The organism is Pseudonocardia endophytica (genome assembly GCF_004339565.1).
Lineage (GTDB): Bacteria > Actinomycetota > Actinomycetes > Mycobacteriales > Pseudonocardiaceae > Pseudonocardia > Pseudonocardia endophytica.
In genome coordinates this window covers 2,677,638-2,693,295 of record NZ_SMFZ01000002.1, presented here as the reverse complement: position 1 = coordinate 2,693,295, position 15,658 = coordinate 2,677,638, and the positions used below count along the sequence as shown (strand labels likewise).

Here is a 15,658-nt window from a genome sequence, read left to right as displayed (position 1 = left end):
GGACGTGCTCCCCGTTCCGACCGGCGACGACAGCCGAACTCATCGGCGGTGGCGGAGGTCGTCACGGAGGCCCGGGTCTGCCGGGGATGCGATGGAGGGCGGAGCCGGTCCACTCACGGTGATCCGGAGAACGCGTGCGCCCGGACACTCGCCTTCGCCGGATCAGCGCGCGGACGCCGGATCAGCGTGAGCCGGCGATCACGCGTCCGCCCGGGTGCGCGTCCGGATCCTCCCGTGCGGCGGCCACCGCCACCTGCCCCAGGGAGATGCCGCCGTCGTTGCACGGGACCTGCGAGTGGACGAGGACGCGCAGGCCCTCCGCCTCCAGGCCGGAGCGGACGGCCTCCAGCAGGACCAGGTTCGCGAAGACCCCGCCGGACAGCGCCACCGTGTCGCGGCCGCGCGCACGGGCGGCGGCGGTCGCCGCGTCGACGAGCATCGCGGCCAGCCCGATGTGGAACCGTGCGGCGACGACCGGGACCCCGACGCCTGCCCGCAGGTCGCACAACACGGCACGCACGAGCTCGCTCGCGGGCAGCGCGACGGGAGCCGATCCGGCGCGGTCCGCCGGGCGGCCCGGGTCGCGTGCAGGTGGCGCGACCGCGACGGGGACCGGGTAGCCGTCACGCACACGGGGGGCGACGAGCCGCTCCAGCTCGATCGCCGCCTGTCCCTCGTAGGTGATCCGGTCCCGCACGCCGCAGAGCGCGGCGACGGCGTCGAACAGGCGGCCGGCGCTCGTCGTGACCGGCTGCGGAAGGCGTCCGGACGCGTGCGCGTCGAGCAGCGCACCGATCGTCGCCCACTCCGGTGGCATCGGTTCGCCGAGAGTCCACAGCCAGGCGGCGGCGGTGCGCCACGGCTCGCGGATCGCGGTGGCGCCGCCCGGGAGTGGGACCGGCTCGAGGTGCGCGACCCGGTCGAATGCGGCCAGGGACACGTCGAAGATCTCGCCGCCCCAGAGCGTGCCGTCGGTGCCGAACCCGGTGCCGTCGCACGCGATCCCGATCGCGTGCCCGGTCTCGCCGTGCTCGGCCAGGCAGCCGGCCAGGTGGGCGTGGTGATGCTGCACGCCAACACATTCCACATCGGACAGGTCGAGGGCCCACTTCGTGGACAGGTACTCCGGGTGCACGTCGTGCGCGACGACCTCGGGCACGACGTCGAGCAGCCGGGACAGGTGCGCGACGCCGTCGGTGAACGCCCGCAGGGTCTCGGCGTTGGCGAGGTCGCCGATGTGGTGGGAGACGAACGCCTGGTCGCCGCGAAGCAGGCAGAACGTGTTCTTGAGCTCCGCACCGACGCCGAGCACCGGGCGCGGCGTGGCGAGGGGCACCGGGATCGGCGACGGGGCGTATCCACGCGAGCGGCGCACCGGGTAGGGCCGCCCGCGGACGACGCGCAGGACCGAGTCGTCAGCGCGAGTCCGAATCGGACGGTCGTGCGTCAGCATGCCGTCGGCGATCGGGGCGAGGCGCTCGGCGGCGTCGTCGTCGCGGTGCGCGATCGGCTCGTCGGAGACGTTACCGCTGGTCAGAACGATCGGTTCACCGACGGCGTCGAGCAGCAGGTGGTGCACCGGCGTGTAGGGCAGCATCAGGCCGAGGTACGGGTCGCCCGGCGCGACCGACTCCGCCACCGGCGCTCCCGCCCGGCGCCGCACCAGCACGATCGGCGCCCGGTGCGACGACAGCAGCGCCGCCTCCTCGTCGTCGACGTGGCAGAGCCCGCGGGCGGTGGCGAGATCCGGCACCGCGACGGCGAACGAACGATCCTCGCGGTGCTTGCGCCCGCGCAGCGTCCGGACCGCGTCCTCGTCGCCGGCGAGCACGGCCAGGTGGTACCCGCCGAGCCCCTTCACGGCGAGCACCGCACCCGCCCGCAGCACGTCCCCGGCCGCATCGACCGCCGCAGCATCGACCGCTGCGACCCCCGCGACCCCCGCCACCGCCGCCACCTCCGAACGAACGGCACCTTCGGGCAGTGACATTGCTCGAAGGTGCCGTTCGTTCGGCACGGTGGGGTGGAACGCCGGCTCGGGCGGAGCGGGACGGTGGAGCGGCTCGTAGCGCAGGGTGGGCCCGCAGGACGGGCAGCACACCGGCTGGGCGTGGAAGCGCCGGTCACCGGGATCCTCGTACTCCGCCGCGCAGGCCCGGCACATCTCGAACGCGGCCATGGTCGTCGCCACCCGGTCGTAGGGCACGCCGGTGACGATCGTGAGGCGGGGCCCGCAGTTCGTGCAGTTGACGAACGGGTGCCGGTGGCGGCGGTCGGTGGGGTCGCGCAGTTCGGCCAGACAGTCGTCGCAGGTGGCGGTGTCCGGCGGGATGGTCGTGGCGGCCGTCCGGTCGTGCCCGGTGCTGGCGACGATCACGAATCCCCGCTCGCCGCGCACCGGCAGCGGCGCGCACTCGACACCGGTGACGACGGCGAGCGGCGGCCCCTCGCGCACCGCCGCGACCAGCACCTCCAGATCCGATTCCGGGCCCTCGACCTCGAGCAGGACGCCGCGCTCGTCGTTGCCGACGTGCCCGGCCAGCCCCAACCGGGTCGCGACCCCGTGGACGAACGGCCGGAAGCCGACGCCCTGGACGGTGCCACCGACCCGGACGGCCAGCCTCCTCACGGCGCGAGCGCGCGCTGCACCAGCTCCCAGAGCACCTGGTAGACGGTGGTCTGCGCTTCCTGGATGCGGTGCACGGACTGCGACGGCACGACGAGCAGGTGCGCGATCCGCCCCTGCCGGTGCGCCTCGGCGAGCGCCCCGCCGTCGGACCCGGCCACCGCGACCGTCAGCATCCCCCGCTCGTGCGCGGCGTCCATCCCGCGGCGCACGTTCTCCGAGCCGCCGCTGGTGGACAGCCCGAACGCGACGTCCTCGGGGCGCCCGACGGCGCGCAGGGGCCGGGCGAACACGACGTCGAACGAGACGTCGTTGGCCAGCGCCGTCAGCGACGCGACGTCGGCGGGCAGGGACAGCGCCGGCAGCGCGCGGTGGCCCAGACCGGGCGCGGCGTACAGCGAGGCGACGGCGAGCGCGTCGGTCGACGAGCCGCCGTTGCCGAACGCGTACAGCCGCCCGCGGCGGGCGAACCGGTCGGCCATCGCCGTCGCACACGCGGCCAGCGCGGTCGCCTCCCGATCCGCGACGGCCGCACGCAGCCGGCCGATCTCCGCGATCTTGTCCCGGGTGGAGCGGGCGACGGCGGCGTCGAGATCGGCCTGCGGCTCCGGTGCGGCCCGCAGGAACGGGTACAGCCCGTCGGTCGTCACGGAGCGGCCTCCCGACGCACGGTGGCGATCGCCTCGCCCGCGTGCACCAGCACGACGTCACCGACCCCGGCTTCGACGAGCGCGACGCTGACCTCCTCGCGCGTCCCCGCGTCCGTGTCGACCAGCGCGAGCCCGTCGGGCAGCAGCGCGGCGACGACGACCTCGACGGCCGCGTCGGAACAGGTGATGCAGACGTCGCCCTCGCACGAGTCGGTCACGGCACACCTCCGGCCAGGTAGACGTGCACCAGCTCCCAGAGCACGTGGTAGGTGGTCACGTGCGCCTCGCGGACGACTCGCGGGTCGTCCGACGGCACGACGAGCACGTGGTCGGCCCGCGCAGGTGACGGCCCGGTCAGCGCGATCGTCAGCATGTCGTCGGCGGCGGCGAGCGCTCCGGTGAGATCGGGATCGACGCCGTCGGGGGCGAACACGAGCAGCACGTCGCCGGGCTCGCCGAACAGCGCGACCGAGTCCGCGGATCCGCCGTCCGGCAGCTCCAGTGCCGGCAGCGCCCTGGTCCCGACGATCACCGGGTGCACGAACTCGACGACGACGTGTGCGGCATCGGCGGCCGAGAGCCCCCGTCCGGCCGCGAGCAGACGACCACCGTCGCGGAAACGCCCCGCCATGGCGCGGCATGCGGCCGCGAGACGGTCCGCGTCAGTGGCCAGCGCCGCGACGGGGTCGCGGCGTCGCGCGAACGCCGCCGTCACGTCCGGCGCCTCGATCGTCGACATGGGTCATCACCCCCCGTGGTCGATGGCCGGGCAGCCGTTCGTAGCGGTCCATGAACACGTGCAGGGTCATGTGCACGTTGGCCAGCTCCACCGCCTGCGCGTCGAGGGCCGCACGGCCCTCCGGGGTGATGCGGTAGGTGCGCCGCGCCGGACCGACATCGGACGCCTGCCATTCGGACAGCACGAGACCGTGGCGTTCCATCCCGCGCAGCGCGCGGTACACGCCGCCGGCGTCGCCCTCGCCGTCGTGCAACGGGCGGAGTCGGGCGACCAGCCCGTAGCCGTGGTCGTCCTGCTCGCGCAGCAGCAGCAGAAGGCACGGCTGCAGGAAGTTCCGAGGTTCGAGTTCCGACATCGCGAACGGGGCCCCCTGAGGTGGTGGGTGGGGCCTGACCTGCCCGACTCTCCCACTTTGTGATCGACGCCACAACCACGTGGAGCGATTCCGGCGGATTTCACGAATACGAGGATCGATCGATTCGCCGGGGCTCGGGGCGTGGCGCAGAACGCGCCGCAGTCGATCGGCTCCGCCGTCGTCGCCCGAGGCCGGACGGCCGGGCCGCAGCCGCCGGGTCGCGCTGGAGAGGAGGGGCGCGACCCGGCGAGCGGCCCGCCGGAGCGGGAGTGCGACGACCGGGGACTCCCACAGCCGCCGGTCGCGACACCCGAGCCGGACCGGCCCGTCACGAGCCGGTCCTGCGGCGCAACGACGACACCGCCGAGGCTGGTCGTTGCGCGCGCAGCGACCGTACCGCCCACTACCGCTGCACCGTCCGGCCCAGTAGCGAACTCGATATACAGGTGACGCACAGCCGACATCGGGCTGAACGCCGGCTCACCCGAGCGGTTGCGCCCCGACGACGGACAGCAGCTCGAGCTTCTCGTGGCTCTCGCTCCCCGGACGGGCGGTGTAGACGAGCAGCGAGTGCGACTGGTGCGGGTCGAGCAGCGTCTGGCAGTGCAGTTCCAGAGCGCCGAGCTCCGGGTGCACGAAGTGCTTGACCTCGCGCGGCCGGATGCCGACCTCGTGCTCGTCCCAGACCGCGCGGAACTCCTCGTTGCCGGCGAGCAGGAGGTCGGCGAGGTGGGCCGCCCGGGAGCCGGACCCGCGCAGCGTCGCGATCTCGCGCAGGCCGGACGCGAACATCCGGGACAGGAACGGGTGCTCCTCCGGCGCGTACAGCGCCCGCGTCACCGGGTCGGTGAACCACCGGTACCCGATGCTGCGCGACGGTCCGGTGTGGACGGTCATGTCACCGGTGAGCGCCACACCGAGCGGAGTCTGCCGCAGCGTCTCGCCGAGCTCGGTGACGATCTCCGCCGGGGTGTCGCCGAGGCGGTCGAACACCCGCAGCATGCCGGGGCTGATGTGCTCGCCGACCGGCCCGCGGACCGGCGGACGGTGCCCGGCGAGCCGGAACAGGTGGTCGCGCTCGTCGAGCGAGAGATGCAGGCCCTGAGCGATCGACGCGATCATCGACTCCGACGGGTGCGGCCCGCGTTCGCGTTCGAGGCGGGCGTAGTAGTCGGTCGACATGTGGCAGAGGGCGGCGACCTCCTCCCGTCGCAGGCCGCCGGTCCGCCTGCGTGGTCCGCGCGTCAGGCCGACGTCCTCCGGCTGCAGCGACGCGCGGCGGCGGCGCAGGAACTCCGCCAGCCCGGTCCGATCGATCACGGTGTGCCCTCCCTCTGTACTGCACCCGTTCGTACCGCTTGCGCCCCGGCGTATCCACGGCCCGTCGATCCCCCGCCTGCGCGCCTGCGGTGGACGCGCCGGCCACGGATCGGCGGGCCGTGGATACCGTCCGCGCGATCGCCGAGTCTCGGGTGGACACCCACGAGAGGACCCGACCGATGCCCCGTCGTCGACCCGACATCACCGTCCCCGACCTCACCGGCCGCCGCGCCGTCGTCACCGGAGCCAGCGACGGGGTCGGTCTCGGCCTGGCCCGCCGGCTCGCCGCCGCGGGCGCCGAGGTCGTGATGCCCGTCCGCAACCCGGCCAAGGGCGATGCGGCCGTCGCCGCGATCCGCGACCGGGTCCCCGGCGCGGACGTGTCCCTGCGCGAGCTCGACCTGTCCTCGCTCGCGTCGGTGGCCGCGCTCGGCGCGACCCTGCGCGGCGAGGACCGTCCGATCCACATCCTGATCAACAACGCCGGCGTGATGACCCCGCCCGACCGGCAGACGACCGTCGACGGCGTCGAGCTCCAGTTCGGCACGAACCACCTCGGCCACGTCGCGCTCGTCGCCCACCTGCTGCCACTGCTGCGGGCCGGACGCGCCCGCGTGACGTCGCAGGTCAGCGTCGCGGCGAGCCGGGGCTCGGTGAACTGGGCGGACCTGAACTGGGAGCGTTCCTACGACGGCATGCGCGCCTACCGGCAGTCCAAGATCGCGTTCGGGCTGTTCGGCCTCGAGCTCGACCGCCGCAGCCGGGCCGACGGATGGGGCATCACCAGCAACCTCTCGCACCCCGGCGTCGTCCCGACGAACCTGCTCGCCGCCCGGCCGGAGGTCGGCAGGTCCCGCGACACCGTCGGCCGCCGGGTCATCGGCGCGCTGTCGTCGCGCGGCATCCTGTTCGGCACCGTCGAGACCGCGTTGCTCACCGCCCTGTACGCGGCGACGTCACCGGACGTCGGCGGCGGCGTGCTCGTCGGACCGAGCGGGCCCGGGAACGTCGGCGGACCGCCCGGGCTGCAGAAGCTCTACCCACCGCTGCGCAGCGCCGACGACGCGCGCCGCGTCTGGGATCGTTCGGCCGAGCTCGCGGCGGTGGAGTTCGACCCGTCCGGAACATCCTGATACGCCCGATCCGGGGGCGTGCTTGACCCTGCCGTAGCGGCATGGTGTCCACTTCTCCTCGTCGAGGTGGCGTGACCGCACGTCACCGGAACCTGGGGAGAACGGATGTCGGGGGACGGGACGCAGCCGGAGACGGTGGACGCCGCGCAGACCACGGGCACGGATCCGGCGGACGGTGGTGCGGCGGCCGCCGGCAAACCGAAGCGGTTCCGCTGGCGGAGCAAGGACTACTCCCCCGAGGAGATCGCCGAGGCGAAGAAGGCCTGGCGCGACGCGATGCCGTGGGACCACCCGATGTCGCGCGGCGACAAGATCCTGGTGTTCTCCACGCTGGCCGTCCTGCTGCTGATGGCGGCGACCATGCCGTTCCGGCCGTTCCTGCTGGCGTCGCACCCGGTCGCGCTCAGCGCCGTCACCGGGAGCCTGTCCGCGATCGGTGCGGGCGCCGCGTTCGCCCGGATCGGCCAGGGCGACCTGTGGCTCGTGATCGCCGCGGGCGTGTTCGGCATGGTCAAGTTCGACTGGCTGTTCTGGCTCGCCGGACGGCGGTGGGGGGCGAAGATCATCGAGCTGTGGGCTCCCGGAGAGCTCGCGAAGCGGTTCGTCGCCCGGATCCGGTCCTGGCCGCGCTGGGCGATGCCGCTCGTCGTGGCGGCCGCGGCACTGCCCGGTGTCCCCGCTCCCGCCGTGTTCGCCGTCGCGGGGCTCGGAGGCATGCGTCTGATCCCGTTCCTGGTCTTCGACGCGATCGGGGCCGCTGCCATCGCCGGGCTCGTCGCGGGTCTCGGGTTCGGCGTCGGCCAGCACGGGGTCGACGTCGTCCTGATGATCGACAAGTACGCCCTCTGGATCACTCTGGCGCTGGTCGCGGTCGTGACGATCAAGGCCACCCGTCGCAGCTACCGGGAGGACAAGGCCAAGAAGGCGGGGCAGGCCGCCGCGGACCGCGTCCAGCCGGGCGAGCCCGGCTGAACCGTCCCGTCGGAGACGGTCGAGGCGCCGGGTCAGGATCCGCGCCGCGGTCGGTCACGTCCTCGCCCGCCAGCGGGTTACGGTCCGCGCCTGCGCGTCGCCGTCGAGCGCCCGCCCTGCCGGTCGTCCGTTCACGAGCTTGACAACCGCGACGGTTCAGAATGCAATATATTACATGCCCATCCCGGAGGGTGCCGGACCGCTGGAGCGGTCGCTGCTGCGCGACGACGTCTACCTGCGGTTGCGCGATGCCATCGTCGACGGCTCGCTCGCACCCGGCGAGCAGCTGCGCGACGGCGAGCTCGCGCAGTGGCTCGGGGTCTCCCGCACCCCGGTGCGCGAGGCGCTGCTACGGCTCGGGCAGGCGGGACTGGTCGTCGCGGCACCCGGGCGGTCCACGACGGTCAGCTCGCTCGACGCGCGCGCCGCACACGACGCGCAGGCGGTCGTCGCGGCGATGCACGAGCTCGCCGTCGCGACGGCCGTCCCGCTGCTGACCGCCGACGACCTCGCGTCCATGCGCGCGGCCAACGAGCGGTTCCGGACCGCCGTCGCCACGGGCGACGTGGACGCCGCGCTGGCGGCCGACGACGCGTTCCACGCCGTCCCGGTCCGGGCAGGCGGCAACGCGGCGATCGTGTCCGTGCTCGACCAGTTCACCCCGCTCGTGCGCCGCCTCGAGCGGGTCCGGTTCGCCACCCTCGCCGGACGCGCCTCGGTCGCCCGGCACGCCCGGCTCGTCGACCTGTGCGAACGCGGGGACGCGGCCGAGGCCGCCATCGTGTCCCGCGAGACCTGGGCGACCCTCGACCCCCACGGAGAGTCCCGATGAAGCAGTTCCCCCGGCACCCGCTGACGTTCGGCCCGAGCCCGGTCCACCCGCTCGAGCGGCTGTCCGACCACCTCGGAGGCGCCCGCGTCTGGGCCAAGCGCGAGGACGTCAACAGCGGCCTGGCGTTCGGCGGCAACAAGACCCGCAAGCTGGAGTACATCGTCCCCGACGTGCTGGCCAGCGGCGCGGACACGCTCGTCTCGATCGGCGGCGTGCAGAGCAACCACACCCGCCAGGTCGCCGCCGTCGCCGCGCGCCTCGGCCTGAAGTGCCGGCTGGTGCAGGAACACTGGGTCGACCGGGACTACCCGGAGAACGACAAGGTCGGCAACATCCTGCTGAGCCGGATCATGGGCGCCGACGTGCGCCTGGACCCGTCCGGCTTCGACATCGGCATCCGGCGGTCGTGGGAGGACGCGCTCGCCGACGTCGAAGCGGCGGGCGGGAAGCCGTACGCGATCCCGGCCGGGGCGTCCGAGCACCCGCTCGGCGGGCTCGGCTTCGCCAACTGGGCGTTCGAGGTCGCCGAGCAGGAGAGGCAGCTGGGCGTCTTCTTCGACACGGTCGTCGTCTGCACGGTCACCGGCTCGACGCACGCCGGCATGATCGCCGGCTTCGCCGCGCTCCAGGAGAGCGGCGACGGCCGCCCGCGGCGGGTGCTCGGCATCGACGCGTCGGCGACCCCGGACAGGACCCGCGCGCAGGTCGAGCGGATCGCGACGAACACCGCGACACAGATCGAGCTCGGCCGCGACCTGCGACCGGACGAGATCACCCTCCTCGAGGGATGGGCCGGCGACCTCTACGGCATCCCGGTCGAGTCCACGGTGGACGCGATCCGGCTGTCCGGCAGGCTCGAAGGGATGATCATCGACCCGGTGTACGAGGGGAAGTCGATGGCCGGGCTGGTCGACCTCGTGACGTCCGGCGAGATCGGAGCGGACTCGACCGTCCTCTATGCACACCTGGGCGGCCAGCCCGCGCTGAACGCCTACCCGGACGTGTTCGCCTGAACCCGCCCGCCAGCGGTGGACCCGCAGCACCGGAGATCGCCAGAGTGGGCACCGCGCTCGGACCCGTCGTCGTGCGGGTACGTGAGCAGTTCGACGCCTCCGACGACCCCACGGAGAGGGCCGTCGCGTACGGGATCGCGCGATGAGCGCCGTCGAGCCAGCCGTCCCGGCGCACCATGATCAGCGACTCGGGCGGATCACGGCCACCCACGGCCGCCGTCCTCCGGAGCCACCGATCATGGCCACCGGGCCCGACGCCGCACCCGGCGTCGAGCACCGCCCGCGGTGACAGCAACCGGCGGCCGTTTCTCGCCGTCGGCGATCCGTGGTGCCCCCTCGGCCGCTGATCGACGATCGAGGTCGGCGCGGGAGAACCGCCTCCCGGGTCATCGCACTCGTTCGCGACCGAGGAGCCGAATCACCCATGAAGACCACTCACGCGGCGGCCGCCACAGTGGTGTCCGCCGCAGCCGTCGTCGTCCTGTCCGCATGCGGCACCGGATGCCCTGCCGACTGTCCCGCCGCAGAGGGGATCTCGCCCGCACCGGCGTACGCGGCGGCGTCGTACGAGGCCGCCGCGGAGCCGCACAACCAGGCGGACGTCACGTTCGCCACGGCCATGGTCCCGCACCATCAGCAGGCAGTGCAGATGGCGCCCCTGGCCACCGACCGGTCGGCCGACGGGCGCGTCCGCTCGCTCGCCGCCGCCATCCAGCGTGCGCAGGAGCCGGAGATCCAGGAGATGAACGCGATGCTCGCGGCGTGGTGCACGACGAGTCCGGGCCGGCCGGCACCGCAGGCCCCCGCGGGCGCCCCGGCCCCCGCACCCCCCGCCGGGACGGCTGGCATCCCCGGGATGGACCACATGTCCGGCAGGATGGACCAGATGTCCGACGGCACGAGCCACGCATCCGACGGGATGGACCACGCGTCGGACGGGATGGATCACGCCTCCGACGGGATGCCCGGCATGATGAGCGCCGGCCAGATGCGTGATCTCGAGCAGTCGAGCGGACCCGCCTTCGACCGGGCGTTCCTGACGATGATGATCGCCCACCACGAGGGCGGCGTCGCGATGGCCCGCACCGAGCTGGCCTCCGGCGCCAACCCGCAGGCGAGGGCACTGGCCCAGTCCATCGTGGACTCCCAGCAGCGCGAGATCGCTCAGATGCGCGGGATGCTCGCCTGAGTCCCGCGCGAGGAGAACGTCAGGGCCGGGGCGCCGCGTCTGCGATGGATCGCAGGAGCGGCGTCCACTGCTGTGCGCCGAACCGCTCCCCGAAACGCACGATAACCAGGTGCTTGTCGGGCACCACGTAGATGAACTGCCCCAGGTTCCCGACGGCCATGTACCGGCCGGGGCGCGCGACGTCGATCCACCAGAAGTACTGGTAGAAGTCCGCCGGGTCGGTCGTCGTGTCGATCTTCGTCGACTCCCGGACCCAGTCCCCGGGGACCACCTGCCTGCCGTTCACCCGGCCGCCGTCCAGGAACAGGCGCCCGAACTTCGCGAAGTCGACCGCGCGCCCGTTGATCCCGCTGGCCATCTTCTCGAAGCCGTCGGCCGTGCTGTCCAGGCTCCAGGACCCGTCCGCCTCCGCGCCCATCGGCTTCCAGATCTCGTCGGACAGCAGCGACGCGACCGGACGGCCCGTGGTCCGCTCGAGGATCAGTCCCATCAGGACGGTGTCGTAGTCGTTGTACTGCCAGTGCTGCCCCGGCGGTGACGCGGCCTGCACCTGGAGCGCCAGCTTCCGCAGCTGCGGCGTGTAGTAGATCTTGGCGTCGTCGCCGAACGGACCGCCCGCACCGTCCTCTCCGGAGAACGCCAGTCCGGAGGACATCGTGAGCAGGTTCCGGATCGTCATGGTGTCCATCCCGCGGCCGGCGAGCTCGGGGACGTAGCGCACCACCGGGTCGTCGACGCTGCGGATGCGACCCTGCTCGACGGCGATGCCGACCAGGGCGGAGATGAACGACTTCGCCATCGAGAACGACGTCTGCGTGGCGTCGTGACCGGACCCGTTGTAGTAGCGCTCGTAGAGCAGCTGGTCGTCGCGGGCGACCAGGAACGCCGTGGTCCCCGAGTTCGCCATGTACTCGTCCAGCGGCTCGGTGACGGCCGCGCCGCCCCGCTGACCGCCCTCGGTCACCCACGGCTCGCGCTCGTCGGCGGGGGGCGGGGCGTCCGGGTGGCCGGTGACGGTCTGCAGCCATGGCGGCGGGGTGGCCGGCGCGGGCCGGAACGGGTTCCCGTCCGGTCCCGTCGGCACCGGCCGGGACGGGAACCGCTGCCAGTCCTGGTAATCCGCGCCGTGCCAGGCGAGCACCCGGGACAGGTAGAACCGGTCGGTCGTCGTCTCCACCGCGACGAACAGGGCGCCGACCACGACCACCAGAACGGCCAGCACGGTCAGGATCCGCCGTGGACGCCGGGTGAGCACGTTCTTCTCCTCGCTGTCGGCGCGGCGCCGTCGCCAGGGCCCGCGATCTTGATTCTGGACCCGTGCACGATCCGCCGTCGCGCCGGGAGGCCGCCCGAACGGTGTCAGAGCGCGAACGAGTGATCGCGACGACGGGAGAACCGCTGCGCCGCGAACGCCCCGACGACGACCGTGATCACGAGCAGCACGACGGCGGGCAGGAGTGCGGCGTGCACGTCGCCGTCGCTCGCGGCGCGCATCAGCGCGATCGCCCAGTAGCCCGGCGAGACGTGTGCCAGCACCTGGGCCCATCCGGGCATCAGCCCCACCGGGAGCAGCGCGCCCCCGAGCGCGCTCAGCAGCAGCGCGCCGATGTCCGCGACGGCCCCCATCTGGGCACGGCTGCGCACCACCGCCGCGACGGCGTAGCCGAGCGAGAGCAGGCAGGCCGTCCACAGCAGCATCGCGCCGAACAGCTGGACCGGGGCGGCGGGCAGCGGCAGACCGATGACCAGATAGCCGAACGCGAACGGGACGACGAGCTGCGCGAGCAGCAGCAGCCCGGCGGGCACGGCCTTGCCCAGCATCATCTCGACGATCGACGCGCGGCTGCCGCGCAGGCGGTCCCACGTGCCCCACTCGCGCTCGACGACGACCAGGTTGCCGACCAGGTGCAGGGACAGCACCGACACCATCACGACGGGGCCGACGACGACCTGCATCAGGCCGTCGTCCAGCGCGTTCACGTAGAGCGGCCGGAGCACGAGCATCAGCACCATCGGCATGACGAGGTAGCTCGCGACCGGGTAGACGTCCCGCAGGACCAGCGCGACGTTGTGCCGGATCAGGACCCGGGACCGGTGCAGGGTGTCGGTGACGTCAGCGCGGTCAACGGACATCGGAACCCACCAGCGAGCGGTAGAGGTCGTCGAGGGACGGGTCGCGGATGTCCACACCGGACAGCGGGCGGTCGGTGTCCCGCAGCAGTTCGACGAGCATCTGCGCCGGTTCCGTGGTGGTCCGGCGGACCTCGTCGCCGTCGAAGCTCACCGTGACCTCGCTGGGCAGGCCGGCGAGCAGCTCGTCGCTGGTGCCACGGGAGATCACCCGGCCGTTGCGCACGACGGCGACGCTGGCGTGCAGGTCGGCGAGCTCCGGCAGGTAGTGCGTCGTGTAGACGACGGCGGCGCCGTCGCCCGCCTGCTGCTTGACGACGTCGAGCAGCGCCTGGCGGGTCTCCGGGTCGGCGCCCGCGGTCGGTTCGTCGAGCAGCAGCAGCCGCGGGCGGTGGACCAGCGCGATCGCCGCCTGCGTGCGGCGCTGCTGGCCGCCGGAGAGCGTGCCGACGTGCCGGTCGAGGCACTCGGTGAGCTGCAGGGCGGTGACCACGTCCTCGGTCGCGGAGCGCAGCGCCGCGCGGCGCAGGCCGGCGACACCGCCGAACAGCCGCAGGTGCTCGCGGACGGTCATCGCCGGGTACAGCGCCAGGTGTTGCGGCGCGATGCCGAGCAGCTCCCCCGCCTTCGCGGGCTTCCGGCCGTCGATCGTCACCGACCCGGCCTCCGGGCGGATCTGGTTGGCGACGATGTCCAGGAACGTCGTCTTCCCGGCGCCGTTGTGCCCCAGCAGGCCGACGATCTCGCCCGCCGACACGTGCAGGCTGAAGCCGTCGAGCGCGGTGACCGGCCCGTAGTTCTTCCTCAGGTCCTTGACGTCGAGCATGTCAGCGGTGCTCCTCACCGGTCAGAGTTCGATGCTCAGGTCGTAGCGTTCGGCCCACTCGTTGCCGGCGAGCACGCTCTCCAGCCCCTCGCGCTGGAGCGGGTCGCCGGACGGCGGCGCCTCGGCCATCGCCCGCATCACGTCGATGTCGAAGACCCGCAGGGCCGGCGCCTGCCCGTCGGCGACGAGCTTGCCGACGGCGTCCTGCAGCGCGGCGTGGTAGCCGGGGTCCTGCACGGTCGGGTACGGCACCTTCACGCGTTCCAGCACCGACGTCGGGAGCAGGTCGGACACCGCCGCCCGCAGCAGGGTCTTCTCCCGGCCGTCGAACGTCTTCATCGACCACGGCGCGTTGAACACGTACTGGACGAGCCGGTGGTCGCAGAACGGCACCCGGACCTCGAGGCCGACGGCCATGCTCAGCCGGTCCTTACGGTCGAGCAGCGTGCGCACGAACCGGGTCAGGTGCAGATGGCTGATCTCGCGCATCCGCCGCTCGTGGCCGGTCTCGCCGTCGCGGCGCGGCACGTCGGCCAGCGCCGCGGCGTAGCTGTCGCCGATGTAGGTCCCCAGGTCGAGCGTCGCGGCCAGGTCCCGGTCGAGCAGCGACATCGTGCCGGTGTTGTCGATCGCGGCCAGCCACGGGAACGTCGGCGCGTCGACGACGGCCGGGTCGTGGAACCAGCTGTAGCCGCCGAACACCTCGTCCGCGGACTCGCCGGACAGCGCGACCGTCGAGCGCTCGCGCACGGCCCGGAACAGCAGGTACAGCGACGTGTCCATGTCGCCCCAGGTCGGCGCGTCCCTGGCCGTGATGGCCGCCGAGCGGACGTCGGGGGCCAGCAGCTCCGCGGTGTCCAGCACGATGTCGGTGTGGTCGGAGCCGACGTGCCCGGCGAGGTCGGCCACGAACGGCGCGTCGGGGGTCGCGCGCAGAGCCTCGGCCCGGAAGTTCTCGGTCCGCCCCGAGAAGTCCACGGAGAACGAGCGGACGGCCCCGCCACCCGCCGCCCGCGACGTGCGCTGCGCCAGCGCGGTGATCGCGCTGGAGTCGAGACCGCCGGAGAGCAGCGTGCACTGCGGCACGTCCGCGACCATCTGCCGTGCGACGACGTCCTCGAGCAGCTCGCGCACGTGCGCGACGGTCGTCGGCAGGTCGTCGGTGTGCTCGGTGGCCTCCAGCGCCCAGTAGCGGTGCTCGGTGACACCCTCCGGTCGCACCCGCACGACGTGTCCTGGCTGCACCTCGCGCATCCCGCGGTAGTACGTCCGCCCCGGCGACTTGATCTGCGCGAACAGCTCGCGGAACCCGTCCGCGTCGACGACCGGTGGCAGCAGACCGTTCGCCAGGATCGCCTTCGGCTCCGAGCCGAACAGCACGCCGTCGCCGGTGTCGTGGAAGTAGAGCGGCTTGATGCCCATGCGGTCGCGCACGAGCAGCAGCTCCTGGGTACGGGCGTCCCAGATCGCGAACGCGTACATGCCGTTCAGGTGCTCGACCATCCCGGCGCCCCACTCGAGGTAGGCGTGCAGCACCACCTCGGTGTCGCTGGTGGTGCGCAGCTCGTGCCCGCGGGCGGTGAGCTCGCGGGCGAGCTCACGGAAGTTGTAGGCCTCTCCCGAGTACGTGATCGCGACGCCGGGGTGTCCGGCGCGGTCGAACACCATCGGCTGGGCGCCGCCGTCGAGATCGATGATCGCGAGCCTGCGGTGCCCGAGCGCCGCGTGCCCGTCGATGTGGATGCCCGCGGCGTCCGGGCCCCGGCAGCTCATCGTGTCCGTCATGGCCGCGAGGGCCGCCCGTTCCGTGTTCAGGTCCCGCCGGTAGTCGACCCATCCGGTGATCCCGCACATCGCCTGTCTCCCCTCCGCC

Annotated in this window: 15 protein-coding genes; 5 read left to right on the top strand and 10 right to left on the bottom strand. The window is 73.1% G+C overall.

Translation table 11 applies throughout. The annotated features are described in order from the left end of the window. Positions 1–181: 181 nt before the first annotated feature. The 6 genes from hypF to EV378_RS31280 form a co-directional block, all read right to left on the bottom strand. On the bottom strand, positions 182–2,629 hold the full coding sequence (hypF, locus tag EV378_RS31300; protein WP_243653851.1) for a carbamoyltransferase HypF: 2,448 nt from the start codon (positions 2,627–2,629) through the stop codon (positions 182–184). Continuing rightward, the gene (locus tag EV378_RS31295) at positions 2,626–3,276 is read right to left on the bottom strand and encodes a D-sedoheptulose-7-phosphate isomerase (protein WP_132431089.1); all 651 of its coding nucleotides are present in this window, start codon (positions 3,274–3,276) and stop codon (positions 2,626–2,628) included. Before EV378_RS31295 ends, hypF begins: the two co-directional genes overlap by 4 nt. Further along, a complete protein-coding gene (locus tag EV378_RS36040; protein WP_243653850.1) occupies positions 3,273–3,494 on the bottom strand; it encodes a HypC/HybG/HupF family hydrogenase formation chaperone in 222 nt (73 codons plus the stop codon). Before EV378_RS36040 ends, EV378_RS31295 begins: the two co-directional genes overlap by 4 nt. Further along, the gene (locus EV378_RS36035) at positions 3,491–4,015 is read right to left on the bottom strand and encodes a D-sedoheptulose-7-phosphate isomerase (protein WP_207908915.1); all 525 of its coding nucleotides are present in this window, start codon (positions 4,013–4,015) and stop codon (positions 3,491–3,493) included. Before EV378_RS36035 ends, EV378_RS36040 begins: the two co-directional genes overlap by 4 nt. Beyond that, the gene (locus EV378_RS31285; protein ID WP_132431087.1) at positions 3,939–4,370 is read right to left on the bottom strand and encodes a PadR family transcriptional regulator; all 432 of its coding nucleotides are present in this window, start codon (positions 4,368–4,370) and stop codon (positions 3,939–3,941) included. Before EV378_RS31285 ends, EV378_RS36035 begins: the two co-directional genes overlap by 77 nt. A gap of 480 nt (positions 4,371–4,850) precedes the next feature. Further along, a complete protein-coding gene (locus tag EV378_RS31280) occupies positions 4,851–5,690 on the bottom strand; it encodes a helix-turn-helix transcriptional regulator (RefSeq protein ID WP_132431085.1) in 840 nt (279 codons plus the stop codon). Between the two features lie 179 nt (positions 5,691–5,869). On the opposite strand from EV378_RS31280, the gene EV378_RS31275 reads away from it, so the two are divergent. The 5 genes from EV378_RS31275 to EV378_RS31255 all read left to right on the top strand — a co-directional run bounded on the left by EV378_RS31275 (position 5,870) and on the right by EV378_RS31255 (position 10,829). After that, the gene (locus EV378_RS31275; RefSeq protein WP_132431083.1) at positions 5,870–6,823 is read left to right on the top strand and encodes an SDR family oxidoreductase; all 954 of its coding nucleotides are present in this window, start codon (positions 5,870–5,872) and stop codon (positions 6,821–6,823) included. Between the two features lie 105 nt (positions 6,824–6,928). Then, complete coding sequence (locus tag EV378_RS31270) at positions 6,929–7,795, top strand: DedA family protein (RefSeq protein WP_243653849.1); 867 nt, start codon at positions 6,929–6,931, stop codon at positions 7,793–7,795. 175 nt (positions 7,796–7,970) lie between these two features. Further along, on the top strand, positions 7,971–8,627 hold the full coding sequence (locus EV378_RS31265) for a GntR family transcriptional regulator (protein ID WP_132431081.1): 657 nt from the start codon (positions 7,971–7,973) through the stop codon (positions 8,625–8,627). Next, positions 8,624–9,640 carry a 1-aminocyclopropane-1-carboxylate deaminase gene (locus EV378_RS31260; protein WP_132431079.1) on the top strand — a complete coding sequence of 339 codons (1,017 nt, stop codon included), beginning with the start codon at positions 8,624–8,626 and terminating at the stop codon, positions 9,638–9,640. The genes EV378_RS31265 and EV378_RS31260 overlap by 4 nt, the downstream gene beginning before the upstream one ends. 424 nt (positions 9,641–10,064) lie before the next feature. Then, positions 10,065–10,829, top strand: coding sequence for a DUF305 domain-containing protein (locus EV378_RS31255; protein ID WP_132431077.1), 765 nt, complete (start codon positions 10,065–10,067; stop codon positions 10,827–10,829). A gap of 19 nt (positions 10,830–10,848) precedes the next feature. On the opposite strand, the gene EV378_RS31250 is transcribed toward EV378_RS31255, so the two are convergent. From EV378_RS31250 to asnB, 4 genes are all read right to left on the bottom strand, one after another. Then, positions 10,849–12,084 (bottom strand): serine hydrolase domain-containing protein, encoded by a 1,236-nt coding sequence (locus EV378_RS31250; protein WP_132431075.1) that lies wholly within the window; start codon positions 12,082–12,084, stop codon positions 10,849–10,851. A 104-nt stretch (positions 12,085–12,188) separates the two neighbouring features. Next, positions 12,189–12,962, bottom strand: a complete 774-nt coding sequence (locus tag EV378_RS31245; RefSeq protein WP_132431073.1) for an ABC transporter permease — start codon at positions 12,960–12,962, stop codon at positions 12,189–12,191. Then, the gene (locus EV378_RS31240) at positions 12,952–13,785 is read right to left on the bottom strand and encodes an ABC transporter ATP-binding protein (protein WP_132431071.1); all 834 of its coding nucleotides are present in this window, start codon (positions 13,783–13,785) and stop codon (positions 12,952–12,954) included. The genes EV378_RS31245 and EV378_RS31240 overlap by 11 nt, the downstream gene beginning before the upstream one ends. Before the next feature lie 21 nt (positions 13,786–13,806). Further along, positions 13,807–15,639, bottom strand: coding sequence for an asparagine synthase (glutamine-hydrolyzing) (asnB, locus tag EV378_RS31235; protein ID WP_132431069.1), 1,833 nt, complete (start codon positions 15,637–15,639; stop codon positions 13,807–13,809). Positions 15,640–15,658 lie beyond the last annotated feature (19 nt).